A 26,493-nucleotide genomic window follows, 5' to 3' on the forward strand; every position below is an offset into this window, starting at 1 on the left:
CGCCATGATTGAACTGATACGCATTACCGATCCGGTGACACTGCAAATTACCTGCGATGCACTGGCGGAGAACAATATCTTTTTTCAGGTGGAAAACGCGGGCATGAATGCTCTGCTGCCCGTACCAGATCTGATGTCGGCGCGTCTGCTGGTTGGTGCGGATGACGAAGTGATCGCCAGGCAGATTATCAGCGATCTGGAGCTGTAATGATCAGCGGGGCGCTGTCATTGCTGGCAGGCCTGCGTCTGCTCTTCATGACCGGGGAGTTGCGCAGTGTGCTCTGGCGCATGCTCGGTTTGCTGGTGATTCTGATGCTTGCTACCACTATCGCCTCGTTCTGGTTACTCGACTACATGGCTACCTTGTGGATACCACAGGGTGATGCATGGTACTGGCAGCTGCTGTCAGCTATCGCCTGGCTGCTGGCCTTTATTTTGTCGCTGATCAGCGGAGCTATCGCCTATGTGGCACTGGGCTCGGCGGCAGTCGCGCCCTGGCTGGATACGCTGGCGATGCGTGCCGAGCGGATGCATGGCATAGAGAGAGGCGAGAGCGGTAGTGGCTGGGTGGTTCAGGTCGGCGCCAGTCTGGCTAATTCTGTTCGTCCGCTGCTCGGCCTGTTGGCTTGGGGCATATTGGCGCTGGCACTGATCTGGATAGCTCCGCTTGCTACGGCCATATGGACATGGGCCGGCATCCGTTTTCTGGCTTATGAGCTGATGGATACCAGTGCATCTCGACAGGGCTGGAATTTTTCGCGTCGGCAACAGGAACAGAAAGAGCGCCGCTGGTTTTATGTCGGCTTTGCCGGTATTGCCATGCTGTTGTTGCTGGTGCCAATCGTGAATCTGTTTGTTATTCCGGCGGCAGTTGTTGCCCTCTCATCCGAGCCCGCTGGCACAACCTGAAATAACCGGGGTTAATGCCGGAGCTTTTTTGCACCCGCCTGAAAACAGATGGAGATACCGCTTGTTAGCGGATGTTTATAATTGTCGCAGCGCTTCGGGAAGACTGGCGATGGAGGGGAGGATCAGATCGGCCCGGATACCGGTCTGTTCTACGAAGGCTTGCCGGTATTTTCCGGTTTGTACCAGTGCGGTATGCAGACCCGCCTGTTGGGCGCCTGCAATATCCGATTCGATATCGTCACCTATCATCAATGCCGCCTCCGGATGGACGTGCAGGGCTATACAGACACCGTGAAAGAACGCCTGCGATGGCTTGCCGAGAACGATTGCCTGCGTGCCGGTTGCATACTCGATGGCAGTGACAAATGGCCCGATATCCAGATGCAGGCCATCAGGCTTTTGCCAGAAGCGATTTTTGTGCAGCGCAAGCAGAGTGGCGCCATCCATCACCTGATTGAAAATTCGATGCAGAATCGCCGGCGTGTAACCGCGATCGCCCAGATCTCCCATGACGATAAAATCGGGTTTCTCCTTCGTTAGTTCCACCGTGCTGAAATCCTCCAGCAGCGCATCCTGCACATAGAGTTGGGCGGTGGATGTGCCGATGGCCTGTACCGCCAGTGCTGCAGGTGTATAAATGTTATCCGGATCCATCGGGATGCCGAGATCAGCAAGTTTTTTGGCGATCGCACGGCGGGGAGAGGTTGTGGTATTGGTAACGCCGGCAACGGACAGCCCCAAATCTTTGATATATTGCACACTCTCTGCTGCGCCGGGCAGCAGCGCGTTGCCGATATAGAGTACGCCGTCCAGATCGAACAGTACGGCCCTGATTTCTGCTGATTGATCCAGTTTCATGGCACCAGTGTAGCAGATTTCGAGGGGATATGATGAGATAGCCTGTTCAGCTTCGTTTCAGAATCGGCTTCTATGGTGCCGCCGAATTAACGACAGCGCGTTCGCGTCGTATCAAGGAGAACATATTTATGAAAAAAATGATTACTGCAGCAGTAGTTTGTCTGGGCATAACCGGCGGTGCCGTATCTGCTCAGGCACAGGAGCTTTCCTACTATGCAGGCCTTGGCATGGGCGCAGTCAGTGTGGACTATAAGGCTGCCGGCATAGACCAGAAAAAGTCCTCTTTCGGCGGTTATGCGAATTTCGGTGCGGATTTTAATGAATATTTTGCCGCTGAAATGCGTATCGGTATGACAGGCAAGGACAAGCAGACCTATGCCGGTGCGATCACCCGTACATTTTCCAGCCCGACCTTTGTTTCTATACTCGGTAAGCTCAAGTACCCTGTCAGCTCCGACTTCGACCTCTACATGGTGGCCGGCGCAACAACTGCCAGAATCAAGGGTCAGGTGACCAGTCCGGGCAGCTCACTGTCACAGACCCAGACCAAAACCGGCCTGAGCCTCGGTGCCGGTTTTGATTACAAACTGGATAACCATGTTTCGGTTGGCAGTGAATGGGTTCAGTACATGTTCCCGGTCAAGCTGAGCACAGGCAGTGTATTCGCAGCCGGCTCCAAGGCACGCATGTGGGGCATTACCGGTAACGTTACTTATCACTTCTAGAAGCAGCAGGAAGAGCCAGTCTCATCACAAGTGAAGGCTGAATAGCTGTCAGGACCCCGCATTTTCGGATGCGGGGTCTTTTTTTTGGTTCATCGCGGTTTTCGGGAAGCTTTCTGCATGAAACGCTAAGATTCTGCGGGGTTATTGATCCCCCGTTAGCAGCCTGCCGGGACAAAGCAAGCGGCGCTGTCCCGCCGCGCGATAGGCATCGGATCAAAATATTTCGAGGTGTGCGGGTCAAGGACATAGATTTATTGTTACCTATGTCCTTGGACTAACCTGTTACCTATGTATATAAACCGCACAGTTTCAGGGCATGTTTGTTCATTCTTTGTACGTACAAAGAACGAACCAAGAAAAACGCCCCGAGACCAGTCTGCCCTGAAGGGTTTCCGAGTCCGTATCTATAAAGCCGGTCGCGGCTCCACCGCTTATTCCCGCTTTACAGATACGGACTCGGCAGACTGCTAGCGGGGTTCGTAGTCTTTCTTCCCACTAATGCGCGATGATTCTTTTTTTCAGCTGATTCTTGTGGTTTATGCGTTGCAGGCCGGAGGCATGGGAAGTGCAGATCTCTGTGTATGGTTATGAGTCTGACGGTAATTACAAGTCGACCCCGAACGAAAAAGTCCCCGCCATACGGCAGGGACTTTGTTCATAGCGTAGCGAGCCTCACAGAAGCCGCCTTTTTTGCAGGTGTGCCTAGCGGGGCAGGGTGGTAGATCCCATCAGAAACTCATCCACGCTACGCGCGCATTGACGACCCTCACGGATAGCCCAGACAACGAGTGACTGACCGCGACGCATATCGCCGGCGGTGAATACCTTGTCCATGCTGGTTGCATAGTTTGTATCGTCGGCAGCCACATTGCCGCGGCTGTCCCTTGTAAGCCCCAGCTCTTCAAGCATGCCTTCGTGCACCGGGTGTACGAAGCCCATCGCCAGCGTAACCAGTTGCGCAGGCAGCTCGAATTCCGAGCCTTCAATCTCATTCAGCTTCCACTGACCGTTTTCTTCCTTCCACTCCACACGCACGCATTCAACAGCCTGAAGATTACCGTCGGCATCACCGATGAAACGCTTGGTGGAAACTTCCCAGTCACGATCGCAACCCTCTTCCTGAGAGGTGGAGGTGCGCAGCTTCATTGGCCAGTTCGGCCATGTGATCAGCTTGTTCGGCACAGCTTCCGGTTTCGGCATGATCTCGATCTGGGTGACAGATTCAGCCCCGTGACGATTCGAGGTACCGATGCAGTCGGAGCCTGTATCACCACCGCCGATGACGACAACATGCTTGCCGGCAGCTGAAATGAACTCCTCATCAGGAATATCATCGCCCAGTACACGTTTGGTGTTTTTGGTCAGAAAATCCATGGCGAAATGAACGCCGTTCAACTCACGACCGGGCACAGGCAGATCCCGCGGTTTCTCGGCGCCACCGGCCAAAATCACGGCATCAAAATCGTTAACCAGTTCCGTGGCAGATACATTGTCGCCGACAGCCGAATTTACGCGGAATTCGACACCCTCTGCGCGCATCTGGGCCATACGGCGATCAATGACGGATTTATCAAACTTGAAGTTCGGAATACCGTAGCGCATCAAGCCGCCGATACGGTCATTCTTTTCAAACACAACGACTTCATGGCCGACACGGGCCAACTGTTGGGCTGCGGACATGCCGGCAGGGCCTGAACCGACGATGGCAACACGTTTACCTGTTTTGCGTGCCGGAATCTGCGGTGTGATCCAACCCTCCTGCCAGCCTTTCTCGACAATGGAGAGTTCGATATTTTTGATTGTAACCGCATCGCCGATCAGGTTGACCGTGCACGCCTCTTCGCAGGGTGCAGGACAGATCCGACCGGTAAATTCCGGGAAGTTGTTGGTTGAGTGCAATATGTCCAGAGCTTCGCGCCAGCGATCGTGGTAGACCGCATCATTCCAGTCAGGAATGATGTTGTTAATCGGGCATCCGTTATGGCAGAAGGGAATGCCGCAATCCATGCAACGTGCACCCTGTGTCTGCATATCATCAGGCAGTTTGGAAAACTCCTTGAAGTGTACAATGCGGTCTGCGACCGGCGCATAGCTCAGGTTTTCACGAGCAAATTCTTTGAATCCGGTTGCCTTACCCATGGATGGTCTCCTTTGCAGCCACTGATTTTTCAGCTTCCATTTCAGCCAGTGCACGGCGATATTCCACCGGAATCACCTTCACGAACTGGCTGCTATACTCATTCCAGTTTGCAAGGATCCGCTTGCCGGTGGCTGAGTTGGTATAATGTACATGACGCTGGATCAGCGTACGCAGAATATTCTGATCATTCTGGCTTATGGTGTGCGTGATGTTGACGCGACCGTGAGTCTCCAGATCCGCGCCCTGATGATCCAGATCTTCCAGTGCATCGGCTTCGGAAATAATCGGCTCCAGCGCGACCTGCGCCATATTACAGCGACTTTCAAATGTGCCGTCGGCATCCAGTACATAGGCAATGCCGCCCGACATACCTGCCGCGAAGTTACGGCCTGTGTCACCGAGAACGACAACCGTGCCGCCTGTCATATATTCGCAGCCGTGATCACCAACACCTTCAACAACGGTGACTGCGCCGGAGTTACGTACGGCAAATCGTTCGCCGGCCACACCGTTGAAGTAACATTCACCTTCGGTCGCACCGAACAGTACGGTGTTGCCGACAATGATATTCTCTTCGGCTATCAGTTTTGACTCAGCCGGCGGGTAGATCGCGATGCGGCCGCCGGAGAGACCTTTACCGACATAATCGTTGCCTTCACCCGCAAGATCAATGGAGATACCGCGCGTCAGCCATGCGCCGAGTGACTGGCCTGCCGTGCCCCTGGCTTTAATGACAATGCTATCTTCAGGCAGCCCTTCATGACCGAAGCGCTTGGCCACCTCACCGGAGAGCATGGTGCCGAAACTACGATCCACATTGCAGATCGCCGTTTCAATTACGACAGGTACCTTCTGTTCAAGAGCAGGCCTGGCCTGTTCGATCAGCTTGTTATCGATCAGTTTATCCAGTCCGTGGTTCTGACTTTCGCTGTGGCAAACGGAAGTGCCGTTGGCGTCGACCTGATGCAGAATAGGGGAGAGATCCAGTCCCTCTGATTTCCAGTGCCTGAGTGCATCATCGGTATCGAGCATGTCGGCTCGACCAACCATCTCAGCAAATGTCCGGATACCCAGTTCAGCCATGATTTCACGTGCTTCTTCAGCTACATACAGGAAGAAGTTCACCACATCTTCCGGCTTGCCGACAAACTTCTTGCGCAGTTCCGGATCCTGTGTGGCTACGCCAACAGGGCAGGTGTTCAGATGGCATTTGCGCATCATGATACAGCCTTCTGCAATCAGGGCGATGGTGCCGAATGCGATTTCATCAGCGCCAAGCAGGGCTGCAATGACCACGTCGCGACCGGTACGCATCTGACCGTCAGCCTGCAGTATGGTACGTCCGCGCAAGCGGTTGAGTACCAGTGTCTGCTGGGTTTCAGCCAGGCCTAACTCCCATGCAGAACCGGCATGCTTGATAGATGTTAGCGGACTTGCTCCGGTACCACCGTCATGGCCGGCAATTACGACGTGGTCGGCATGTGCCTTAACCACACCGGCAGCTACGGTTCCTACACCGATTTCTGAAACCAGCTTCACCGAGATATCAGCACGCGGGTTGGTGTTCTTCAGGTCGAAGATCAGCTGAGCCAGATCCTCAATCGAGTAAATATCATGATGGGGTGGTGGAGAGATCAGTCCAACCCCGGGTGTGGAGTGGCGTACGCGACCGATACGCTGATCCACTTTATGACCGGGCAGCTGGCCGCCTTCGCCGGGCTTGGCGCCCTGAGCCATCTTGATCTGAATCTGATCGGAGTTGGCCAGATATTCAGTGGTGACGCCGAAACGACCGGATGCAACCTGTTTGATGGCCGAGCGCATGGAGTCGCCATTGGCCATTGGTTTGAAGCGCTCCGGCTCTTCACCACCTTCACCTGTATTGGACTTGCCGCCAAGGCGGTTCATGGCGATGGCAAGTGTGCTGTGTGCCTCATGCGAGATGGAGCCGAAGCTCATGGCACCGGTGGCAAAGCGCTGAACAATGCTGCTGGCAGGCTCCACTTCAGAGAGCGGAATCGCCTTGGTCGCTTTGAATTTAAACAGACCACGCAGGGTTTTAAGCTTGCCTGCCTGATTGTTTATCTCATCCGCATACTCTTTATATAATGAGTAGTTAGATGTGCGAACTGCATGCTGAACCTTAGCGATAACTTCCGGTGTCAGCGTATGCTCTTCACCGCGAACCCGCCAGGCGTATTCACCGCCGACATCCAGCGCTCCCTTATAAATCATGACGCCGCGGAAGGCGTCGATATGACGCTGTGTGGCTTCCTGTGCGATCTCGGCGAGCCCTGCTCCTTCGATCTGGGTGGCCGTGCCGGTGAAGTATTTGGCTACGAAATCGGAGGCAAGACCTACAGCTTCGAATATCTGGGCGCCGCAATAGGACTGATAGGTGGAGATGCCCATTTTGGACATCACCTTGAACAAGCCCTTGCCGATAGCCTTGATATAGCGACTCTCAGCCTCGGCCTCGGAGAGGTCATCCGGAAACTGTCCATGGCGATGCATGTCCACCAGTGTTTCAAAGGCCAGATAGGGATTGATTGCTTCGGCACCAAAACCGGCCAGACAGGCAAAGTGATGAACCTCTCTCGCCGAGCCGGTTTCAATGACCAGGCCTGTCTCGGTGCGAAGGCCGGCTCTAATCAGGTGCTGATGTACTGCCGATGTGGCCAGCAGTGCCGGTATGGCAATGTTTTCGGCATTCATGGCGCGATCGGAAAGAATAATAATATTGTAGCGTCCGTGTACGGCCTCTTCCGCCTGCTTGCACAGGTTCTCAATGGCGGCTTCCATGCCGTCCGCATCGCGATCCACCGGATAACAGGAGGAGAGGGTGATGGTGCGGAAACGGTTGTCGGTATACTGATCGATATGACGGATTTTCTCGACATCGACATTGGAGAGGATCGGCTGATGAACTTCCAGTCGCAGCTGCGGCTCACTCTCTTCCAGACCCAGCAGGTTAGGACGAGGGCCGATAATTGAGATCAGGCTCATCACCATCTCTTCACGAATCGGATCAATCGGCGGGTTTGTGACCTGTGCGAAGAGTTGACGGAAATAGTTATACAGTGGTTTGGCACGGTTGGAGAGTACGGCAAGTGGGTTGTCATTACCCATGGAACCGGTGCCCTCCTGTCCTGAAACGGCCATCGGAGTCATCAGGAATTTGATGTCTTCCTGGGTATAACCGAAAGACTGCTGACGGTGCAGCATGGTGTCATGATCAGGCGTTTGTGGCGCCACCTCTTCAGGCAGATTTTCCAGCTGAATCTGGGTTTTGGCCAGCCACTCACGATATGGCTTGCTGGTCGAGAGTTGTTGTTTGATCTCCGCATCATCAATAATGCGACCCTCTTCCAGATCAATAAGCAACATCTTGCCCGGCTGCAGGCGCCATTTCTTGATGATTTTTTCTTCCGGAATATCCAGCACGCCCATCTCTGATGCACCGAGCACCAGATCATCTTCGGTGACCAGATAACGGGTAGGACGCAGGCCGTTTCGATCCAGTGTTGCACCAATCTGGCGGCCGTCGGTAAAGGCAACGGCCGCAGGGCCGTCCCATGGCTCCATCAGTGCGGCATTGTGTTCGTAAAATGCGCGGCGCTGATCATCCATCTGCTTGTTGCCGGACCATGCCTCCGGAATCATCAGCATGGCGGCATGGGCCAGTGAATAGCCGCCGGCCACAAGTAGTTCAAGTGCATTATCAAAGCAGGCCGTGTCGCTCTGGCCTTCCTGACTGATCGGCCAGAGTTTGGTCAGGTCATCGCCGAGCAACTCCGACTTCATTGATTCACGACGGGCATTCATCCAGTTGATATTGCCACGCACGGTATTGATTTCGCCATTATGGGCCATCATGCGGAATGGATGCGCCAACTCCCATGACGGGAATGTATTGGTGGAGAAGCGCTGATGTACGAGAGCCAGTGCGGAAGTCATGCGGGCGTCGCGCAGGTCCTCATAATAGGGCGCTACCTGATGCGAGTGGAACATACCCTTATAAACGATTGTACGGCAGGAGAGTGAGGCAGTATAGAAATTGGCGGCATCATCGAGTGCGAGCGCTGCAACGGCATTGCTTGCTACTTTACGGATAACATACAACTTGCGCTCAAAAGCATCCTGGTCGGCACAGTTGTCTCCTCGCGCAACAAAAAGCTGGCGAATGAACGGCTCACAGGCGGTAACGCTTTCTGGCAGATCGGCGCGAATAGCATCAACCGGTACATCGCGCCAGCCCAGCAGTTTTTGTCCCTCTGCAATCACGGCCTCTTCAAAGATATCCTGACATTTTTTGCGATAGGCTTCATCTTGTGGGAAGAAGACCATGCCAATGCCGTATTCACCTTCAGCCGGCAGCTCGAAATCGAGATCCGCAGTGATCGCTTCAAAGAACTGATGGGGAATCTGCAGCAGAATACCTGCACCATCACCTTCACGCGGATCGGCACCGGCGGCGCCACGGTGAGTCAGTCGCTCCAGAATTTCCAGGCCTTTCTCAACAATATCGTGACTCTTCTTGTTTTTAATATGGGCGACAAAACCAACGCCACAGGCATCATGTTCATGCTTGGGGTCATAAAGGCCCTGGCGGCGGGGCGATCGGTTTGCTGTTTGACTTTCAGCGTGTTGCAACTGACTCATATTTTATACCTCACGTTGGTATGGCTTCACGGCAGGATGGTTCAGAACAAACGGCGCGGATAGTGCAGATGCGCGCCCAATGGATGCCCGGAACACTCCGTCCGGAGCGCAAAAAGGAGGCGCAATATAGCGAAAGTGACGGGCATTTTCCAGTCTCGCAGCTATATCAGCCTGCAACGTAGCTATTTTATTATGTTTTTTTGTTTAACGGATGCCTGAGCGGGAAGCTAGGGCCGCAGTTGTTTGCTCATGATGCGCAGCGCCCATCGTCCGGGGGTGATTTTCTGCAACGTGTAGAGCAGGCGATGTCTCCAGCCGGGGATGCAGTAGCCGCCGCCGTGATCCAGTGTCTTCAGGCACGCAGTAATAATATCCGGTACGGCTGTTCTGAAAAAACTGCCTTTGCCTGCGGGCATGCCGGAAACATCCCGAAATCCGGTTGGCGAAGGCCCCGGCGCCAGCGTCACCACGCGTATGCGACCGGCAAGCTCCGTGCGCAGTGCCTCGCTCCAGTAGGTTAGTCCGGCTTTGGCGGCGGCATAGGTGCTCATATAGGGCAGGGGAGTAACGCCCGCCAGTGACGATACATTGATAATAAACCCACCGCTTTTCAGTAGTGACGGCAATAGTGCATGGGTCAGGGCGATCGGAGCTTTGAGGTCTGTTTTAATGACATCAATCTGGGGTACGATGCCGGTCTGTTCAAAGCTGCCCCAGATACCGAAACCTGCGTTATTGACCAACCCTGTCAGCGAAGCGCTGTCGGCATCAGCAAGCAGGTTTGTTAGTCCGGATTTTGCGTTCAGATCGGCCAGGATCAGACGGTGCCTGTCAGGATAGCGCATGGCGCTGAGGGTCATCTGTAGTCGGGCCTTGTCACGACCGTGCAACAGCAGGTTATAGCCACGTGCTTCCAGCTGGCGGGAAAATTCCAGGCCGAAGCCGCCGGAGGCCCCGGTAATCAGCACAAGGCCCTGTCCGGTGAGCTCAGACACGGTCGATTTTCTGCATGCTGCGTTTGCGTGCCTTGAAGGATGCAATTTCCTGCACGCCGCAAGCGCTGAGCATGGAAAGGCATGTATCCATGCCATGACCGACTTCAGCCGGCGAATGGGCATCCGAGCCGAATGCAAAGGGAATGCCGAGTGCGGCAGCCCGTTTTACGATGCGCTCGTGCGGATATATTTCTCCTACCGGCTTGCGCAAGCCGGCAGACGAGATTTCCAGCGCCGCACCGGAAGCCAGAACCGCCTGCAGCATGCGCTCTTCCGCATCAAGTATGCGAAGGGAGTTTTCCGGTGGCCGATGACCGAACTTCTTGATCAGATCAGGGTGACCGATGATATCGAACATACGACTCTCGGCAGAGCGGGTTACCAGATCAAAGTAGGCACAGTAGGCATCCTCGACATTCCACTCTTTCCATATGTCGATGGTATCCGGATTATCAAAGCCCCAGTCGCCGATATAATGGACGGAGCCGATCACATAATCCCATGGGTATGAGGCAATCATCTCCTCCACATAGTGTTCCGTGCCGGGGTGAAAGTCTGCTTCCAGACCGATGCGTACATCCAGTTGTCCCTTGCAGGCCTCGCGTACGCACTCGACCTCGCTCAGATAACCGGACATTTCAGAGCGATCCATGCGCCACGCCTTGTCGTAATCATTGGGCATGGGTGAGTGGTCGGACATGCCGATCTCTTTTAAGCCCGTGCGAATGGCTGCATCAGCATACTCCTGCACACTGCCGACGGCATGGTTGCAGCGTGGCGTATGCATGTGATAATCGGGAACGGGATGAAAAGACATGGCTTGAATACTATGGCAGGAATCAAGCGGCGCAACGTGATGTAGCAAGGTTGGTGAAATGGGCAGGAAAAATGTTTGACAGAGCCGGTGAAATTGACACACTTCGCCGCCTTGTCGAAAGGGGCGGACTTCTCCCTCCTTGTCAGGAATGCGCCTATAGCTCAGTTGGTAGAGTAGCGGACTTTTAATCCGTGGGCCCCTGGTTCGAGTCCAGGTGGGCGCACCATATAAAGCTGGCAACAGCTTCATGATATGAAGGGCCGATGAGCAATCATCGGCCCTTTTTTTATTTCATCGCGCATTTGCGAGAATATGGCTGAAGACAGCTTTTTGATTCCCGGTATGTGATAGATGCTTTTAAAACTTCATACTACTCTGCTCACCGGGAGCCTTGATGTGTGTTCAGCAGCATGGCTGTTGAGGTGTGTGTTTTTCCATGCTGTTTAACTCGAGCTTAACTAAAAGGGTAAAAAATGGCAGCTTGCAGTGTAACGCGACGCATGATTTTGGGTGATGCGACACATGGTTTTGGTTGTCGTAAAAACGAATCGGGGAGCTTTACGCTCCCCTTAAACGCTATTTAATTACCAGTTCCAGATGAGCAGCTCGCCGGTCTTTTTACTCTTGCCGGCACCGCCGACTGTATAGCCGATCTGCAGGGTCTTCATGGAGAAGCCAGCGAAGGCTTCCCGCATAGCCGGATGATCATTCACACTGACGATCGCCCGGCCGCTTCCTTCTTTATTCATTTCATGGGATGACCGGCTGAATCACTTGCAGGCCCTGGGCGGCAAGGAATTGCTCCCATGTGAGCGGCGATCCCTTTGGCGATGATATGCATGCCGGATCAGTGGTATCCTGGCCGGGGTTGTCCGTGGTATATGTCAGCCCCGGAATGCTTGCTGCCAACGTGCGTAATGTAGGCAGGTGGATATCCCTCAAATAGGTATTAAACCATGTATGTGTTACCTGCTGCGATCCGATTGCACCGATCTGAACCTCGCCGCAGGCATGTGCATCTGCCGGGTTACCGGACAGCTGTACAGCGGCTGCATTTGCGATGGTTATTGATGATGTGGGTAATGCTGCCATCAGCCTCATAATGCATACCTCGCGTTGATATATCCCCACATGCTGGCCACATCAGACGCACCGAGCCGGCTTGGCGAATAGCGTACTTCTGCAATATCGCAGTTGGTATAAACGCCCCATGCGCCCCATGATCCGAGGACAAGCTGCTGATTTACACCATTGCCTGTATTTGTCACTGGAGCGCCGCTGTTGTTAACGTCCAACAACGATGGGTGAGTGGAGGGATTATTGCTTGAGTGATACAGGCCAATTCGCGCGGCGAATGCAACGCCTAAGCTGTTCGCCTTTGATACCGCTACATTGTTATTGTTGTACTGCAGTGTGGCGGCATCGGCCATGTGGCATAGCTTCACGCTTGTGCTGGCTGACCCAATGATGTGACCGTTATTTCCGATGCCGTTAATACGCCCGACAACCCATATCTCGCCAAGAGGGTTTAGATACCCCAAAGGGGTTAGATGAATATCCTCCGTACCATCGTAATGAACTACCGGATGCCCGTTAATCAAATTGGTCGTGGTATCCAGCACCGGTTTCGCTGGTGTGCTTGTCTGCGTGGCATGCTTACCGTTTCCGGATATATCATTAAACACGCCGATAGCGGCCGGATCATCAACATTGGCGACATCGGCAAGGTATGCTGCCCCCCAAGGTAATGAATTTGGATCAAACGGAAGTGACCCAGCAGTTCGATTCTTCCAAGAAGGCTTTAACAATGTTCGCAGGGCAGGCATTACTCATCCACTCCTGAGCATAGGAAATGCAGGCCGACGGCATCGGCGCGGATTTGCAGCTTCTGCCCGCTAACCAGGTTGATGGCCTTGGCATCGAGTATCGCCGAATCATTTGCGGCAATGGCCGAGGCAGGAAGCACCTGCGCCAGCTCAGTACCGGCAGCATCGGTGACGCGCATTTCGGCGTTGAGCACGCCGGCCGTGGTGTTGCTGATCAGTACTGAGCCGATCACAGTACCGTTAGTTGCGCCGGCATCCACGACAAGATCGGTCCATGCCAGAGCTGTGTATGTTTTCAGTGGCCAGTTTTTCAGTGCCATAATATTCTCCTATCCCAGTATCCATAGCGCGACGTTATCGAGCTTGACTGATCCGGTGGGCCCAGGCGGGCCGATGATCGAAACGCCGGGCGGCCATGCTCCCGCGGCTTTCGGGCCGTAGATATCCCAGGCTGCCGTGTCGATATAGTAGTCGCCGTCAACACCGAGGCCGGCTCCAGGCGCGCCGGTACCGGAGTGCATTGTTTTGCCGTCCAGACCGGGGTTGCCCTGGATACCCTGACCACCCTGCGGGCCGATGATCGAAGTGGCGGCACCCCATGCGCCGGCGGTTTTCGGGCCGTAGATATCCCAGGCGGCCGTGTCGATGTAGTAGTCGCCATCAACACCGAGACCGGCTGCAGGCGCGCCGGTACCGGAGTGCATTGTTTTGCCGTCCAGGCCGGGGTTGCCCTGGATACCCTGACCACCCTGCGGGCCGATGATCGAAGTGGCGGCACCCCATGCGCCGGCGGTTTTCGGGCCGTAGATATCCCAGGCTGCCGTGTCGATATAGTAGTCGCCGTCAACACCGAGGCCGGCTCCAGGCGCGCTGGTACCGGAGTGCATTGTTTTGCCGTCCAGACCGGGGTTGCCCTGGATACCCTGACCACCCTGCGGGCCGATGATCGAAGTGGCGGCACCCCATGCGCCGGCGGTTTTCGGGCCGTAGATATCCCAGGCTGCCGTGTCGATATAGTAGTCGCCGTCAACACCGAGGCCGGCTCCAGGCGCGCCGGTACCGGAGTGCATTGTTTTGCCGTCCAGACCGGGGTTGCCCTGGATACCCTGACCACCCTGCGGGCCGATGATCGAAGTGGCGGCACCCCATGCGCCGGCGGTTTTCGGGCCGTAGATATCCCAGGCGGCCGTGTCGATGTAGTAGTCGCCATCAACACCGAGACCGGCTGCAGGCGCGCCGGTACCGGAGTGCATTGTTTTGCCGTCCAGGCCGGGGTTGCCCTGGATACCCTGACCACCCTGCGGGCCGATGATCGAAGTGGCGGCACCCCATGCGCCGGCGGTTTTCGGGCCGTAGATATCCCAGGCTGCCGTGTCGATATAGTAGTCGCCGTCAACACCGAGGCCGGCTCCAGGCGCGCTGGTACCGGAGTGCATTGTTTTGCCGTCCAGACCGGGGTTGCCCTGGATACCCTGACCACCCTGCGGGCCGATGATCGAAGTGGCGGCACCCCATGCGCCGGCGGTTTTCGGGCCGTAGATATCCCAGGCTGCCGTGTCGATATAGTAGTCGCCGTCAACACCGAGGCCGGCTCCAGGCGCGCCGGTACCGGAGTGCATTGTTTTGCCGTCCAGACCGGGGTTGCCCTGGATACCCTGACCACCCTGCGGGCCGGTGATAAGCTGGACGGGGGCAGTCGGGTTGGTGGTGGCGCGCGGTAGGTCGGCAAGCTCGATCGGGCTGAATGTGGTTGCCGGCAGTATGACCTGCTCGTTCAGCGTTGATGCCCCATCGGCGGTGATGCGAAGGTTATAATATATGCCTGTGATATCGTGACCCGCACCCTCGGTGGGGGCCAGATCCAGCGTGGCCGGATTGCCGACGCCATCGACAATCTGGCCGTTGGCCAGCAGCGCCTTAATCGGTGATAAAAGGACAATCTTGCGCTCGCCATCCGCACCGTCGTATTCAAACGATGCAGACGGTGTGAAGGTGAGCCAGCCGTTGGCCGGCTGGCCGCCGATCAGCACGGCGCGTGAGGTGGATGTGCGGATAGTGATCATATTAGTATGTGACTAGCGCATGTAAGACGACGTGATGCGGCTGGGTTTCTGTACCTGTATTGGAGCCGGTATCTGTTGGGCCGGAAACGTCCGTACTCGGCCCCCAGAATCCGGATGAGCCTCCAGCTGATCCACCGATAGGGGTGGGGTGGGTATGAGGTCCGACCGAATCTGCATGGACTGATCCGAGTATACTTCCAACATTTACACCGCGCCCGTCATCGGCAAAGCGGACAAACTCGTTGCGCACTTCCGGCTTATTGAAGGTTGTGGCTCCGTCCCCCAATCCCCAGGGACTAATCTCAAATGCGGTACCTACGCCATTACCGGTAGCATTAGCAGAGACCGTAAGCTGACCGCCGGGGCCTGCGATATCGATTGACAGTATGGTTGTGCCCGCAGGGAAATACGTGCCGCCGACATTCCAACCTGCCTGCATGTTAGTTGTATCGATATTGCTGATGACGGCGGATGCTGCGGAGCAATCGCCGGTGACGGCAAGATGCTGAGCTGCCCACAGATTGGCGTAACCGGTGCGGCTTAGCAGACCACCATCGGCGGACAATGTGCGCGGCGGTGTCTGTATACAGGCGCTGGAAAGGATAATGCCCGGAGGCATTGCGGATGTCTGGCTCGGCACCTGCGTGGTGATCATGAATGATCCGGAGGTGGCATCATAAAGGGCTGTGATGATGGATCCGCTTACAATATCGCCGGACTGCATAGCGGCACCCTGATTACTAACGATCGGGACTGGACCGGCGCCTGCATCGAGTGTGGATGGACCCGTGCATGTATTACCAGCTTTAAAGCGGACAACCATACCGCCAACATTGGCGGTAATGACAGGATCCAGCGCGATGACATAGGCATCGGCGATACCGGTATCGAGTGTGAAGTTGCCGGCACGCTGATCGACCAGGGATTCGATCGCATCAGCAACAAGGTTCAGATTGGTATGATCAGGCGTCATGCCGGGGCGGAGCACCAGGTTGCGCAGTGACTCGGTAATCATGTGAAACCAGTATGCACCGGGCACAGATGCAGATGCGCCACCCGGCACGCCTGCTCTGGGATAACCCGTTTCACCGGGTACTGGCGGCACCGGTGGTGATACGTCTGTTCCTTGTTGATAAAATCGATCCATTTCCATTTCCTCCGTTAGGTATAACTGAACAACAGCGTTGAGTGAGACGGCCTGAAGCGGCCCATAGCGCACTCAAGTATCTGATTGCCCCAACTGCGCATCGGCTCATCAACGCCGGAATCAACCGTCATATCTCTGATCGTTTGCAGCGATGCATTAATTTGCCAGGCAAAGCGCCACTCCTCGCTGTAGAGCGGCGTATCCATATCCGAATCAACGGTGTGGTGTTTGAATTCCGTGATCGTGATCGTGTAGCCGAGCGAGGCGGCCAACCCAATGAAAAAGGGGATAGATTGCCCGCCTTTCATATGCGCCTTGGTGGCAACGGCATCACGCCGCTGGGCGATTGTAGGCAACGGGCCGACACACGGATCCGGCAGCCCTAATTCGCGCTCCCAGTCCGGCAGCAGATAATATGTGGTGCGCGGATCCGCCTCGGCGAGTATCGCATCGGCTGATCCCTTTGCGGCATCCAGCGCCTTGCCATCGGCCTGCAGCTCGACAGAGATATTAGGCGCCTGCGAATCGTAGGCGACAGGCGGCAATAACCGCTTGAGCAGCTCTGCATGCCCTGTTGTCATGTCAGTGCTACCGTCCCAAGCACGGCAAGCTCGGAATGCGTGGCATCAAGCAATGGCTGTATATTCGCTGTTGGTGCGGTCATCGTAACATCGATTACGCCGGATATATCCATCATCAGACTGGTCAGGCGTTTTTCAGCTACAAGCTCACCCACGTGCAGTGTATCGAACCAGGCTGTGAGAGCCGCTTGAATACTTGCCGTTGCAGCGGCAAGCGTTGTGGTGTTATCGAGCACGAGCTGTGCTGTGATGTCGACCGTGATCAGCGTCGGTGCCATTGCCAGAACATCAGCCGTGACAGGCCTGATATAATCCAGATAAGCCTGCACATCGGCTATCAGTTGCGCCGATGGCAGACCGCCGGCGGTTTCGATTACGACGTCAACCGAGTTAATCGCACGCCGTTTCGGATAAACATAGGCATCGGTTACACCCGGAACATCCAGAGCCCAGCGATAGTAATCGAAATCCGCTCCGCCTGCCGGTGGCAGACGCATATCGAACAGCACACGGGCTAAAAGATCCTCTTTACTTTCAACATCGGTGCCGCCGCTCATGCTAACGATCGCTGCCTGTGACTGTATGCCTGGCGGCGGCGAGCTAAGGGTAAGCGCTGTTGCTGTATCCTGATTGCCGGCGAGACCTGCGGCCGAGGCTGTAGCCGCGATATCTACTGTGCCGCCGGCACCGATTACATCGGATGCGCCGGTGATAAAAGCAATACCTGTGACTGTTTTCACTTCGGTATTGATCGGAACAGTTTCGCCCGGCGTTCCGGAGAAGGTGATATTGCCAGTTGCCCTGTTCGCCACCTTACGCTCGATGCCGCGCGGATTGGCATGCATCAGCTCCAGATAATCCTCATCGGCTGTGGATGCGAATATCTGCCGCACGATCCACTGCTGGTGCTCGTATAAACCCTCGATCGATGCGCCGCTGGCACTGGCGCGGACATAGTGGTCGGAATCTTTCCCGACGGCAGCATCGGGCTTTAGATTGCGGATATCGCGCAGAATATCATCGCGAATCTGGCGGTATGTTTTGAATGGATATGGCATGTTAAATCACCTGTACCGGATATTTGAAGCTCAGTGGATTACCGCCTGCATCGCTCACCTCGATCGCAAGCCATAGTTGCCCCTTCTGAGGATGGCCCACGCTGACTGTGATTGATGAGGCGCGTCCGTCATCGAGAACAGGCGCCAGCGCCTGCTCGGCATACTGTTTGGCCAGCCGTTGCATACGTGACAGATCCTTCACCCGCCTTAACTCATGCAGTCGGCTGCCGAATGTTTTATCGGCCCACCAGCTGCCCAGCGGTGTGCTCAGGCGCAGATAGCAGGCATTGGCCAGACCACCGGCCGGATCGCGGGCGGGAGAGCCGTTAACGGGCATATAATCGCGTGTTAAAGGATCGATAAATGCGTCCATTACATATGCTGCGTCGGTGCACTGACGACGCCTCCCTGTGGATCGCTCTGCGTATGGTTGTTAAAGACATCACGCATGCCGGCCATGCTCTTGTTACCGTGATCGGAGATATCGCTTTGGGCGACAATACTGCCGCCGACCTTCAGATCACCGCTCGTCGTGGTTAACGGGGCATCAATGTCAACCGCAACTCCAGATACCAGCTGCATGCGCCGGTCCTTGCGCAGATAGACGTGATCGCCCCACTGGTTGTAGATGGCATGCTCACCATCTTCATTGCACTGAAAGCGGAAATCCCCATGCTCGGTGGCGATCACGACCGAATGCGCCGTGCGACCGCCGATCGGCAGTACAATCATCATGGAGCCGGCCGGCGGGCGGCTGGATGTTCCGAAGTGTTGAAAATACTCTATATCGTTAAGCGATTCCCCGTTGATACCTTCTCCGGAGATCAGCTGCACGGAGCCTGTTACCTGTATGAGACGGCTGATGCCGCGAAAGGCCAGGCGAATGCCGGCCAGCTTGCGCCGGATACGCTCATCAATTATGCGAATCACAGTGCCGGACCCGGAATATCGATAATTTTGCCCGGCAGATTATTCCTGCCGTGCCGGTGTTTGCGCGGATGCGCGCCCGCCACCCATACACCATCTTCCTTCAACGTAAGTATTGAGCGGGTACCCTCTTTGCGGCTGCCAGTGAAGCGCCTGCCCATCATAAAATAGACAGCATCCAGATGATGCGGTTCGGATATCACGCGTACCCGCTGACCGGGTTTCCACAGGATACCGTGATATGCCGTGCCCGGTGCGATAATGCGATGGCCCTTGACTGCAGCGGTGATGGTTAGTGCATTCAGGCGGGAGTCGGAGATCAGCTTGCGGGCACGATCCCGGCAGATGGCCACGCTCTCCGCATCGTGATCGGTGACCATATGCGGCCGGTAGATGCCTATCATGCCGTCATCCTTAACCGTAGCACTGAGCGCATTGCGGCCACTCTCCAGCATGTTTCCCGGAGCCTGGCCGAATACCGTAACCTCAGAATATCGACCCTGCATCGAGCGGTTCACATTAATCGACAGTGCATTATTGCCTTTACCGGAGCGCCGCATAACCAGCTCGGCCACCACCGGCGATGTATAGTCGGGCCCGCCGATCACCAGCGTGCCGTCCGGCTCAAACCAGGGCCACAAGCCGTTTGCCTCGGCGGAGTACTGCAGGGTGCGCCAGGCTGAATCTCCCGGCTCGACGTTTATTTTCTCGCGCATCAGCGTTTCATCGGCATCAATACGAATTTTCGTATAACCGAACGGGCGCACCACCTTGGCGACTACCTCGGCTAGCGTCACCTGCATAGCTGTGAAAATAGGGGCGGAACAATCGAGCAGAGTGCCGGCACTATCACGGCCGGAGAGACTTAAGCTATGGCGGTTACGCGTAAGCGGCTGAGCCTCATCATCAATGTGACCGACCAGCACTGTTTCACCGCCGATGCGCACCTCGACCTGTGCACCAGCCTGCACATCGGGCGGAATTTTGCCGTTAACCAGACCCAGACCAACACGCCAGGCATCGGCCGGCGTGATGAAATCCGAATCGATTTCATAGCTCTCCCATTCGGCATGCATCTTGCCGCCGATAAGCAGCTCAACCTGATCAACCGGCATAGGCATGCAGTTGCTCCCCGGCTTCCAGTATTACGCTGCGTCCGCCATTGAGTCGATAGAGTTCGGTTGCACGATCGTGATCGGCGTACCACAGATGCGCCAGCAGACGCATATTCGCAGGCGCTTCCACAATTTTATCCACCAGCGGAGGGCGGGCCTCAATAACGGCGCGACCAGCCTCCTGGACAGCCAGCGCCTGATCCTTCAGCGGCTCTGTGATGGTGCGTGCCTGATCGATACTGTAGGTAATGCGCACCTGATCGATAGCAGCATTGATTTCCTTGCGTGCGACATTCACCACGGTCTCAACTTCTGTCGGCGACATCGATGGCGCAGCGGATTCCGCCTGCAGCACAAGCCCGGCTGCCTGAGCTATGCGCACAGCGGATGTGACGCGAATTGATGTGGCCGCAGCCGCTGTAGCCTGTGCCTCGCTCGGCGCAGTGCCGGCAACAATGGGCCCGGATGTTTGCGCTGATGAATATGATGAGAGCCCTGCCAGCTGCAGCTGCGCATTGATCCAGTCGGCGTTCAGACCGGATCCGGCGCTAAAGGTGAACATATCGACCATGCCGGCGGATAGCGCAGCGATATCGGTTGCCCAGGCGGCCGGATAGCGGATTACATCGAGCATCGACAGCACCACACCTTCGCCGGCAGCGAGCTGTGCAAGAGGGGCTGTCATCTGCGCACGCAGCGTATCCAGTGCCGCGATGGGGCTGGCGGCGCGCAGCCGATCCACGACATCTGCGATCGAGGTGGATACGGCTGACAGCGCACTATCGCCGTGACTGGCGGATGCTTCGGCTGTTTGCGAAGCTGTGGAACGGGTGAAGAACGGGCTTGCAGGCGTTGATTCAATGAACTCGATGGCAACGGTAGCCCGATCGGGATTATCGGCATCATGCCGAATGCTGCCTGTTCTCAGCCTGGCAACAGCCTGCGGCACCAAGCCGAATATCGGATGTACAAATTCGCCTGCACCTCCGGAACGAACAGCCTTCAGGAATGATTGCAGCCGCTGCTCATAATCAGGCCCGTAAAAAACAGCCTGGCCGGCTGTATGCCAGGCACCATCGCCTGTCTCTTCGAGGTCGGCACCGTTTACATAGGGATAGGCATGCTCGACAATAGCGCTGTCGCAGCCGTCATCCGTCGAGATAAACTCGAAGGTGATGCCCTTAAAGGATGCGTCGAGTAGTTGATCAGCCCATGCCATAGTCGGCAAAATTACGCGCGCGCGCGAGTCCGGTTAAGGCGGAAGGACTTCCGCGTATTCACATCATCACTGACGGCTTGCCTGGCGAACATGATGATCCTCAACTGCCGCGACGATGTTGCCATTCTGCACATCCACGGTGACCTTGACCGGAACCGGCTTGCTCTGCTCATGCAATAGTGCATAGACCAATGCGCCGAAGTTATCTTCGCCGCTCATTTTCTTCGCGCCCCAGTCCAGGCCGTTATTGATCAGCGTACCTGCGCCATATCCGGTGCCGAAAGCTGCCGCGCCGCCTAGCATCCACGGATTGGTTGCAAGGCCTGTCAGCATGGCGCCGGCACCACGGAGAAGCCCCATGCCTTTACCGCCCAAGCCCTTGAGCTTGCCCAGCAGGCCGCCGGCCCCTGCACCGGCGGCACCGCCGCCAAGCGTGCCAGCAATACCTGCCGCCATTGTGGCTGCTGCCATCGCAGTGAGTGCTGTTGTTGCGGCTACGACAGATGTGGTAAAGCCGGGGTAGGTGCGTGCCATTTCGGTGAAGCCGGCGGCAACTGCGCCGACCAGCGGCGTCAGCATCTCGGCGGCATTCTGGCTGGCAAACGCCTTCTCATTGGCAGCCTGCTGTGTTTTGAAGGCGGCCTCATCGGCAATAACAGCGAAGTTTTTATCGGCTGCACCGCTCCCGGCCAGCACGCGTCGCTTTACATCCGCCACGTATTTTCGATTGCCCATGATCCCGACCAGCGCCATCAGTGCCTGGCGATCCTGTACCATCAGGCCGATGGATGCTCCCTGCAGAATATCGACCTGCGATGAAAGCACATCGCGTCGTTCACTGCCCGTAGCTGTGGACAGCTTCGCCTGCAGCGCCTGGTATTTCTTATTATTTCCAGCCACGACATCAACGAGACCGACAAAGGCATCCAGCGCGTTGAGCCCCTTGGCTCGGGCATGGGCAATATTTCCTGGCAGGTCGTAGCCTAGGCGTTTAAAATCCATTGTGGCATCGCGGCTGTTTATCTTAGCCAGCAGATTGACCAGGTTATTACCAGCTTCATCCTTAGTGCCGGCTGTAATCGCCGATGCCTGGTTGGCTGCCAGCAGCGAGGCCAGGCCGGGTATGCCGCTCATACCTGCCTGTTTGGCTGCAGCCATCTGCGCCGGCAACCACTTGGCCATATCCTTCAGCTCAAAGCCGCCCGCCTGACCGGCTGTGATAGCCATATCGAAGACCCTGCTCATCTGGTCCGGTGAAATCTTGAAGGTTTGCATGCCGCGAATGCCTATATTCGCCAGCTCTGCAGGCGCTGCACCGGATGCAGTGGATGCTTTCACCAGCGATGGCAGCATGCCCATTGCATTTTTCGGGCTCATAGCGCCTGATGCAATCAGCGTATCCAGCGCGCCGGCAGCCTCTTCACGTGTACCGCCACCGACACGTACGGCATTGCGGACGGCCGCCTGCAGCTCACGCTTGCCCATAATGCGGCCGAGTGTATTGCGATCGGAAAAGGCGGTGTTGGACATCTGAGCCAGCGTCATGCTGTAGTCCATTGTTTTGCCGACCGGCCGGGATAGCACATAGCCGCCGGACATGAGGCCTGCGGCTACACGGCCGCCCGACTGCATGCCGCGCATGACCTTCTGGGACAGGGATAGCTTGCCCATTTCATTATTCAGCTCGCGTAATCTGTTGCGGTAGGCTTCGGCTGCTCTGGTTTGTTCGCGCAGGCTAAGATTGCCGGCGCGGGTCATGCGATTATAGGCTGCTTCGGTGTGCTGTACTTCGCGGCGGATATTCTGCTCAGTACGGATGCCGAGTACGGAGGCGGCAGATCTCTGTTTGGCAAGATTGCCGACCGAGCGGGTGAGGCCTTCGGTGGTTTTTTCGGTGGCCCTGATGCCAGCCTGGATATCCCGCTGCGCGCGGCCGAAGTCGCGCGATGCCAGATCGCGCAGCCGCATAATCAGGGCAAATTCGAGATTCCTGCCGCTCATTTCTTCTTGCGCCTCCCTCTATAGCGAGTGGTTCTTGAATTGGCAGCCGGCGGCTTGTTGCCGGTTAACTTCAGCTGCATGGCCATGTGTGATTCAACTTCGGCCATGCGCATCTGCAGCACCCTGTGAGGGTCGAACCCGGCGCGGGCGAGAACGGCCTGCGTTAAGCGGACTGTGGCAAGCTCTCGCTCAACGCATCGAGCTTTTTTTCGATTTCATCGTCTGCCTTCTCGATGATGAGCGTATCGCGATCGGACATATCCAGCATCTCATCCAACGTGAGCTGGCGGCCGAGATTCTCAATATCCAGTTTTTGCGCGATGGTAGCATAGCGCAACTGGTTGGATGTGGCCTCCGTCGTGTCGATACCTTCCTCAGCCAGAGCTTCGGCAGCACGGATCGAATCGCGCAGCGTTCCTGCACGCAGGCGGAACTTGCGATAGCGTACACCTTCGATACAGATGCCGATCGGCAGTACATCGGCAACAGATAGCTCGCTCAATTCCGCATCACTCATGGCTTGATCCTGCGCAGGCAATAGAGACTGACATCACGCACGGCCTCGCCCTCAAGCTGATAGCGGCTGCCGATACTGGTGGTATTGCTATCGACAAATGTGGTTCGCTTGGTCGGATTTCCGACCGGATAAATCACGATCTGTGCATCGATCATGCTTTCCCAGTCGAACTCGCCGACTGCCGGTGCCGGTGCTGTGATCTTCATGTCATAGGTCTTGACGCCATTAACGCTGCCGCGCGCCCGACCTGTTCTGTTCATCGTTTTCACCGCTTTGCGGCCGGTATTGATCGTCTCATCAAAGCTGATGACATCGACCTCCTGTCCATTGACTTCGCAGACGATTTCGCCATCGTATTCAAGTGCCATTTAAGTCTCCTTTGCGTATCGTTTACAGAATCAGGTCGAGACGGTTGGCGATAACATGCAGGCCATTAACCACATCGACAGGAATCTTGGTGTTGTAGCGGTCCGGATCGACCGCATCATCTTCAAGAAGCAGGCCGGCCTTGTTGGCATCGACATTCTCGATGATCTCCAGATCTTCAAGCTTGTAGAGCACATTCATGATCTCATCTTTTACCCGTGCCTTCGTGCGCACAGACTTCTTATCACGCGGGAAGCGCAGCGCGATACGCTGCTCGATAGCCGCTGCAACATAGTCGAGGGTACCGATGGTCTGCCAGTCGCGCATGGAGATATCGGGCACGCCGTTGGCATTGAGCAGATAGGTGGTGACCGAGCGTACGATCTGCACCTTGTTGCCGGGACCGACATGCGTGGGTGTTACGCCGTTATGCAGTGCGGCCTCGATCTGCGTTCCGGAAAGCCAGCTGGCACTAGGCGGCGGCTTGATGCCTGTTAGCGGCAGGTCATTGAGCGGACGCGCCGGATCCTCCTCGCTAGCGGCCACGGAGCCCATCGCTGCACCTACACCATAAGAGGGCGAATCGGTGCCGGGAACCAGGCAGGATAGCATGCGGCCGCTGTTGATTGTAGCCGCCATCGTGGTGGCGCCGGCATAGGTGCCGTTATAGCCGAAGGTGGCGCGGCAACGGCGCTTCTCAAGCGGGCCGGAAACCGCATCGATATGGGTGCGCAGCGCAGTCAGGCTGGTCTGATCATTGAACGCGCAGAGCAGAATATCGTGGCCGGCATTATAGACGGCTGTGAGTGCTGTCGAGATATCGGGATCATTCAAACCTCCACTCATCGCCGTGGTAACAGCCGTGACGCCGGCAACCTTGATACGCGTGCTTACCTTGATACCATTGCCGAGCGTCCCCTTGTTTTTTGCCGTCAGTGTTAACACACCCAGCGCTGCAGTGGCAACAACAGGCAAATCCGGCTGCAGGTCGATCTGTGCCTTGAGCGCTGCAGCAATAGCATCGGCGCTGTCGCCGGATGCAACGGCGATATCGACAGCCTGATCGTCGATATCCAGGCCAAAGGCTCCATTGGCGGAGGCAGGGCCGGTGATCGTTACCGTATCGGCAGCGGCGACGCCGGCAGCGGCGTCATCCAGAGTGATCGCCTGCAGGCTGAGATAGCGATTGGCCTTGATGGCGGCGCGGCATGTCAGGTGAGCGATCGATCCGTACCCGAAATAGACCGCAGCCTCATCGTCGGAGAAGATATCTACAGCAACATTGGCCTGCACGGATCCTGCCGCCAGGCGCTGCCCGATCACCAGTACCTTATACAGATTGGCAGGCAGCGTGTTGACTGCCATTTTAGTATTGAACTCGCTATAGACTCCCGGTGTACTCCTGGACGATGGGATGCCATCGAATGTGATATTGGCGCTCGGCATGATACCTCTCCTTTACTTCTCGATGTTCTGTGCAGCTTTCTTATCTGCTGCCAGCTGCGCTTTCCACTCGGCATCGGTGGCTATTACCAGGTCGCCATCGTTGATCATGGCACGGTAGTAGTGGCAATCCTCCACCTCGATAATCCGCGTATCGTCGATATAATGTTTCGGGCGGTGCAGCAGGGGCGCCCTGATTCCCTTTTTAGCCTTGACTCGCAGCATCCTATCCTCCTATGCCAGTGTGATTTCATCGGACAGATCGGCGGTACCGTCGTCCGGTTGCAGGTGATAATCGATTCCCAGCTTCAGGAAGTCTCCGGAGGTTGGATCGATCGCCTCGCGCGGCATCTCCTCGACAAATTCCGTGTGCCACTCGCGCACGAATACGGCAATGCCCTGACCACCCAGCCGGGTGTTATAGAGTGTGCGCGTGGCTCCCGGTTGCAGCTTTGTGATTGGCAACCCCAGATCGTTGCCGAGCAACATCGTGCGTGTGTCGGCCAGCATCTGATAAACACCGACCTCCAGGATGGCGCCACCAACAGATACCCCGTATCGGGTGGCACGCTCGCCGCGCACATTGCGGGCTGCATGCATCACCGCGAAAGTGGCCGGCGTGATCCACTTGCTGCCGGCCGAGTTTTTCTTCCGCGATTTGCCAGAGCCGGCAAAGGTAACCCAGATAGCCGGGAACCCGCGCACCACCTGACCCAGATCCTCATCCAGCTCGCCGCCGTAGCTGGCCACGGCCTTGAGCTGGTAGCCCAGCCCCGGCCGGGCGGCTTCAATGCGATTGATGATCGCATCCTCAATCGCATCGATCATATAAAGCCCGTATCGCTACGGCCAAAAACGTGGCCTGATGTAACCATCTCCGCACCATTATTGCTCGGAGTTGGCTTGCCAGCCTCATTCGGCCCGAGGCTAACTTTTCCTGCTGCCACAGATCGCAACCAGGCAATAGCATTGTCAAACTCATTTTTCACATGCTCGGTCGGATTATTGTCGTACAAGTAGTAACGCGCAATATCACCGGCCTTCCGTTTGAGCGGGAAAGGCACCGTGCTCAATGATGGATATCGCTCCTGGATATAGGTGTTGACCTCACCGTGGCATCAGCG

26 protein-coding genes, 1 tRNA gene and 1 pseudogene are annotated in these 26,493 nt (G+C 56.2%); 4 read left to right on the forward strand and 24 right to left on the reverse strand.

Annotated elements, in window-relative coordinates:
- Positions 1-4: 4 nt before the first annotated feature.
- Entirely contained in the window at positions 5-208 is a 204-nt protein-coding gene (locus tag SPV1_RS08845) for a putative signal transducing protein (protein WP_009850826.1), read from the forward strand.
- Positions 208-909: an EI24 domain-containing protein gene (locus tag SPV1_RS08850; RefSeq protein WP_009850827.1), complete on the forward strand. Its 702-nt coding sequence runs from the start codon at positions 208-210 to the stop codon at positions 907-909. Before SPV1_RS08845 ends, SPV1_RS08850 begins: the two co-directional genes overlap by 1 nt.
- 75 nt (positions 910-984) lie before the next feature.
- Here the strand turns inward: SPV1_RS08850 and SPV1_RS08855 are convergent, their stop codons facing one another.
- Positions 985-1,767, reverse strand: coding sequence for a TIGR01458 family HAD-type hydrolase (locus SPV1_RS08855; protein WP_009850828.1), 783 nt, complete (start codon positions 1,765-1,767; stop codon positions 985-987).
- Positions 1,768-1,895: 128 nt separating this feature from the next.
- Here SPV1_RS08855 and SPV1_RS08860 point away from each other — a divergent pair, with 128 nt between their 5' ends.
- The gene (locus tag SPV1_RS08860; protein ID WP_009850829.1) at positions 1,896-2,492 is read left to right on the forward strand and encodes a porin family protein; all 597 of its coding nucleotides are present in this window, start codon (positions 1,896-1,898) and stop codon (positions 2,490-2,492) included.
- 702 nt (positions 2,493-3,194) lie between these two features.
- On the opposite strand, the gene SPV1_RS08865 is transcribed toward SPV1_RS08860, so the two are convergent.
- The 4 genes from SPV1_RS08865 to SPV1_RS08880 form a co-directional block, all read right to left on the reverse strand.
- A complete protein-coding gene (locus SPV1_RS08865) occupies positions 3,195-4,631 on the reverse strand; it encodes a glutamate synthase subunit beta (protein ID WP_009850831.1) in 1,437 nt (478 codons plus the stop codon).
- A complete protein-coding gene (gene gltB, locus SPV1_RS08870) occupies positions 4,624-9,294 on the reverse strand; it encodes a glutamate synthase large subunit (RefSeq protein WP_009850832.1) in 4,671 nt (1,556 codons plus the stop codon). The genes SPV1_RS08865 and gltB overlap by 8 nt, the downstream gene beginning before the upstream one ends.
- Before the next feature lie 227 nt (positions 9,295-9,521).
- The gene (locus tag SPV1_RS08875; protein WP_009850833.1) at positions 9,522-10,289 is read right to left on the reverse strand and encodes an SDR family NAD(P)-dependent oxidoreductase; all 768 of its coding nucleotides are present in this window, start codon (positions 10,287-10,289) and stop codon (positions 9,522-9,524) included.
- A complete protein-coding gene (locus tag SPV1_RS08880) occupies positions 10,282-11,106 on the reverse strand; it encodes a histidinol-phosphatase HisJ family protein (RefSeq protein WP_040881779.1) in 825 nt (274 codons plus the stop codon). The genes SPV1_RS08875 and SPV1_RS08880 overlap by 8 nt, the downstream gene beginning before the upstream one ends.
- Positions 11,107-11,256: 150 nt before the next feature.
- On the opposite strand from SPV1_RS08880, the gene SPV1_RS08885 reads away from it, so the two are divergent.
- Positions 11,257-11,332: transfer RNA gene (locus SPV1_RS08885), tRNA-Lys, on the forward strand.
- Between the two features lie 358 nt (positions 11,333-11,690).
- On the opposite strand, the gene SPV1_RS14345 is transcribed toward SPV1_RS08885, so the two are convergent.
- The 19 genes and pseudogenes from SPV1_RS14345 to SPV1_RS08980 form a co-directional block, all read right to left on the reverse strand.
- Complete coding sequence (locus tag SPV1_RS14345; protein ID WP_009850835.1) at positions 11,691-11,855, reverse strand: hypothetical protein; 165 nt, start codon at positions 11,853-11,855, stop codon at positions 11,691-11,693.
- 1 nt (position 11,856) lies between these two features.
- Positions 11,857-12,198 carry a hypothetical protein gene (locus SPV1_RS08890; RefSeq protein ID WP_155806661.1) on the reverse strand — a complete coding sequence of 114 codons (342 nt, stop codon included), beginning with the start codon at positions 12,196-12,198 and terminating at the stop codon, positions 11,857-11,859.
- A gap of 5 nt (positions 12,199-12,203) precedes the next feature.
- Positions 12,204-12,932 (reverse strand): hypothetical protein, encoded by a 729-nt coding sequence (locus SPV1_RS08895; protein WP_009850837.1) that lies wholly within the window; start codon positions 12,930-12,932, stop codon positions 12,204-12,206.
- Entirely contained in the window at positions 12,932-13,252 is a 321-nt protein-coding gene (locus tag SPV1_RS08900) for a hypothetical protein (RefSeq protein WP_009850838.1), read from the reverse strand. The genes SPV1_RS08895 and SPV1_RS08900 overlap by 1 nt, the downstream gene beginning before the upstream one ends.
- A 9-nt stretch (positions 13,253-13,261) precedes the next feature.
- Positions 13,262-14,995 carry a hypothetical protein gene (locus tag SPV1_RS13955; protein ID WP_009850839.1) on the reverse strand — a complete coding sequence of 578 codons (1,734 nt, stop codon included), beginning with the start codon at positions 14,993-14,995 and terminating at the stop codon, positions 13,262-13,264.
- Position 14,996: 1 nt separating this feature from the next.
- Positions 14,997-16,142 carry a hypothetical protein gene (locus SPV1_RS13960; protein ID WP_050754732.1) on the reverse strand — a complete coding sequence of 382 codons (1,146 nt, stop codon included), beginning with the start codon at positions 16,140-16,142 and terminating at the stop codon, positions 14,997-14,999.
- A gap of 14 nt (positions 16,143-16,156) precedes the next feature.
- Entirely contained in the window at positions 16,157-16,723 is a 567-nt protein-coding gene (locus SPV1_RS08920) for a YmfQ family protein (protein ID WP_009850842.1), read from the reverse strand.
- Positions 16,720-17,781 (reverse strand): baseplate J/gp47 family protein, encoded by a 1,062-nt coding sequence (locus tag SPV1_RS08925; protein ID WP_009850843.1) that lies wholly within the window; start codon positions 17,779-17,781, stop codon positions 16,720-16,722. The genes SPV1_RS08920 and SPV1_RS08925 overlap by 4 nt, the downstream gene beginning before the upstream one ends.
- Before the next feature lies 1 nt (position 17,782).
- Entirely contained in the window at positions 17,783-18,154 is a 372-nt protein-coding gene (locus tag SPV1_RS08930; protein WP_009850844.1) for a phage GP46 family protein, read from the reverse strand.
- Positions 18,154-18,711: a phage baseplate assembly protein V gene (locus SPV1_RS08935; RefSeq protein ID WP_009850845.1), complete on the reverse strand. Its 558-nt coding sequence runs from the start codon at positions 18,709-18,711 to the stop codon at positions 18,154-18,156. Before SPV1_RS08935 ends, SPV1_RS08930 begins: the two co-directional genes overlap by 1 nt.
- Positions 18,708-19,829 carry a phage baseplate assembly protein gene (locus SPV1_RS08940; RefSeq protein ID WP_040881780.1) on the reverse strand — a complete coding sequence of 374 codons (1,122 nt, stop codon included), beginning with the start codon at positions 19,827-19,829 and terminating at the stop codon, positions 18,708-18,710. The genes SPV1_RS08935 and SPV1_RS08940 overlap by 4 nt, the downstream gene beginning before the upstream one ends.
- Positions 19,813-21,042: a DNA circularization protein gene (locus SPV1_RS08945; protein WP_009850847.1), complete on the reverse strand. Its 1,230-nt coding sequence runs from the start codon at positions 21,040-21,042 to the stop codon at positions 19,813-19,815. The genes SPV1_RS08940 and SPV1_RS08945 overlap by 17 nt, the downstream gene beginning before the upstream one ends.
- A 66-nt stretch (positions 21,043-21,108) precedes the next feature.
- Positions 21,109-23,043: a phage tail tape measure protein gene (locus tag SPV1_RS08950; RefSeq protein ID WP_009850848.1), complete on the reverse strand. Its 1,935-nt coding sequence runs from the start codon at positions 23,041-23,043 to the stop codon at positions 21,109-21,111.
- 163 nt (positions 23,044-23,206) lie between these two features.
- On the reverse strand, positions 23,207-23,560 hold the full coding sequence (locus SPV1_RS08955; RefSeq protein WP_009850850.1) for a hypothetical protein: 354 nt from the start codon (positions 23,558-23,560) through the stop codon (positions 23,207-23,209).
- The gene (locus tag SPV1_RS08960; protein WP_009850851.1) at positions 23,557-23,928 is read right to left on the reverse strand and encodes a hypothetical protein; all 372 of its coding nucleotides are present in this window, start codon (positions 23,926-23,928) and stop codon (positions 23,557-23,559) included. The genes SPV1_RS08955 and SPV1_RS08960 overlap by 4 nt, the downstream gene beginning before the upstream one ends.
- Positions 23,929-23,950: 22 nt before the next feature.
- Positions 23,951-25,372 (reverse strand): phage tail sheath subtilisin-like domain-containing protein, encoded by a 1,422-nt coding sequence (locus SPV1_RS08965; protein WP_040881782.1) that lies wholly within the window; start codon positions 25,370-25,372, stop codon positions 23,951-23,953.
- 12 nt (positions 25,373-25,384) lie between these two features.
- Positions 25,385-25,594: a hypothetical protein gene (locus tag SPV1_RS08970; RefSeq protein WP_009850853.1), complete on the reverse strand. Its 210-nt coding sequence runs from the start codon at positions 25,592-25,594 to the stop codon at positions 25,385-25,387.
- Positions 25,595-25,603: 9 nt separating this feature from the next.
- Positions 25,604-26,197 (reverse strand): DUF1834 family protein, encoded by a 594-nt coding sequence (locus SPV1_RS08975; RefSeq protein WP_009850854.1) that lies wholly within the window; start codon positions 26,195-26,197, stop codon positions 25,604-25,606.
- Positions 26,194-26,469: pseudogene (locus SPV1_RS08980) on the reverse strand (phage protein Gp36 family protein); the annotation flags it as partial. The gene SPV1_RS08975 and the pseudogene SPV1_RS08980, both read right to left, overlap by 4 nt.
- Between the last annotated feature and the right edge of the window lie 24 nt (positions 26,470-26,493).

The organism is Mariprofundus ferrooxydans PV-1 (assembly GCF_000153765.1).
GTDB classification, from domain to species: domain Bacteria; phylum Pseudomonadota; class Zetaproteobacteria; order Mariprofundales; family Mariprofundaceae; genus Mariprofundus; species Mariprofundus ferrooxydans.

Coding starts and splice junctions, on each gene's coding strand:
- SPV1_RS08845 (WP_009850826.1), top strand. CDS start 5: ATGATTGAACTGATACGCATTACCGATCCGGTGACACTGCAAATTACC.
- SPV1_RS08850 (WP_009850827.1), top strand. CDS start 208: ATGATCAGCGGGGCGCTGTCATTGCTGGCAGGCCTGCGTCTGCTCTTC.
- SPV1_RS08855 (WP_009850828.1), bottom strand. CDS start 1,767: ATGAAACTGGATCAATCAGCAGAAATCAGGGCCGTACTGTTCGATCTG.
- SPV1_RS08860 (WP_009850829.1), top strand. CDS start 1,896: ATGAAAAAAATGATTACTGCAGCAGTAGTTTGTCTGGGCATAACCGGC.
- SPV1_RS08865 (WP_009850831.1), bottom strand. CDS start 4,631: ATGGGTAAGGCAACCGGATTCAAAGAATTTGCTCGTGAAAACCTGAGC.
- gltB (WP_009850832.1), bottom strand. CDS start 9,294: ATGAGTCAGTTGCAACACGCTGAAAGTCAAACAGCAAACCGATCGCCC.
- SPV1_RS08880 (WP_040881779.1), bottom strand. CDS start 11,106: ATGTCTTTTCATCCCGTTCCCGATTATCACATGCATACGCCACGCTGC.
- SPV1_RS14345 (WP_009850835.1), bottom strand. CDS start 11,855: ATGAATAAAGAAGGAAGCGGCCGGGCGATCGTCAGTGTGAATGATCAT.
- SPV1_RS08890 (WP_155806661.1), bottom strand. CDS start 12,198: ATGGCAGCATTACCCACATCATCAATAACCATCGCAAATGCAGCCGCT.
- SPV1_RS08895 (WP_009850837.1), bottom strand. CDS start 12,932: ATGCCTGCCCTGCGAACATTGTTAAAGCCTTCTTGGAAGAATCGAACT.
- SPV1_RS08900 (WP_009850838.1), bottom strand. CDS start 13,252: ATGGCACTGAAAAACTGGCCACTGAAAACATACACAGCTCTGGCATGG.
- SPV1_RS13955 (WP_009850839.1), bottom strand. CDS start 14,995: ATGATCACTATCCGCACATCCACCTCACGCGCCGTGCTGATCGGCGGC.
- SPV1_RS13960 (WP_050754732.1), bottom strand. CDS start 16,142: ATGGATCGATTTTATCAACAAGGAACAGACGTATCACCACCGGTGCCG.
- SPV1_RS08920 (WP_009850842.1), bottom strand. CDS start 16,723: ATGACAACAGGGCATGCAGAGCTGCTCAAGCGGTTATTGCCGCCTGTC.
- SPV1_RS08925 (WP_009850843.1), bottom strand. CDS start 17,781: ATGCCATATCCATTCAAAACATACCGCCAGATTCGCGATGATATTCTG.
- SPV1_RS08930 (WP_009850844.1), bottom strand. CDS start 18,154: ATGGACGCATTTATCGATCCTTTAACACGCGATTATATGCCCGTTAAC.
- SPV1_RS08940 (WP_040881780.1), bottom strand. CDS start 19,829: ATGCCTATGCCGGTTGATCAGGTTGAGCTGCTTATCGGCGGCAAGATG.
- SPV1_RS08945 (WP_009850847.1), bottom strand. CDS start 21,042: ATGGCATGGGCTGATCAACTACTCGACGCATCCTTTAAGGGCATCACC.
- SPV1_RS08950 (WP_009850848.1), bottom strand. CDS start 23,043: ATGAGCGGCAGGAATCTCGAATTTGCCCTGATTATGCGGCTGCGCGAT.
- SPV1_RS08955 (WP_009850850.1), bottom strand. CDS start 23,560: ATGAGTGATGCGGAATTGAGCGAGCTATCTGTTGCCGATGTACTGCCG.
- SPV1_RS08960 (WP_009850851.1), bottom strand. CDS start 23,928: ATGGCACTTGAATACGATGGCGAAATCGTCTGCGAAGTCAATGGACAG.
- SPV1_RS08965 (WP_040881782.1), bottom strand. CDS start 25,372: ATGCCGAGCGCCAATATCACATTCGATGGCATCCCATCGTCCAGGAGT.
- SPV1_RS08970 (WP_009850853.1), bottom strand. CDS start 25,594: ATGCTGCGAGTCAAGGCTAAAAAGGGAATCAGGGCGCCCCTGCTGCAC.
- SPV1_RS08975 (WP_009850854.1), bottom strand. CDS start 26,197: ATGATCGATGCGATTGAGGATGCGATCATCAATCGCATTGAAGCCGCC.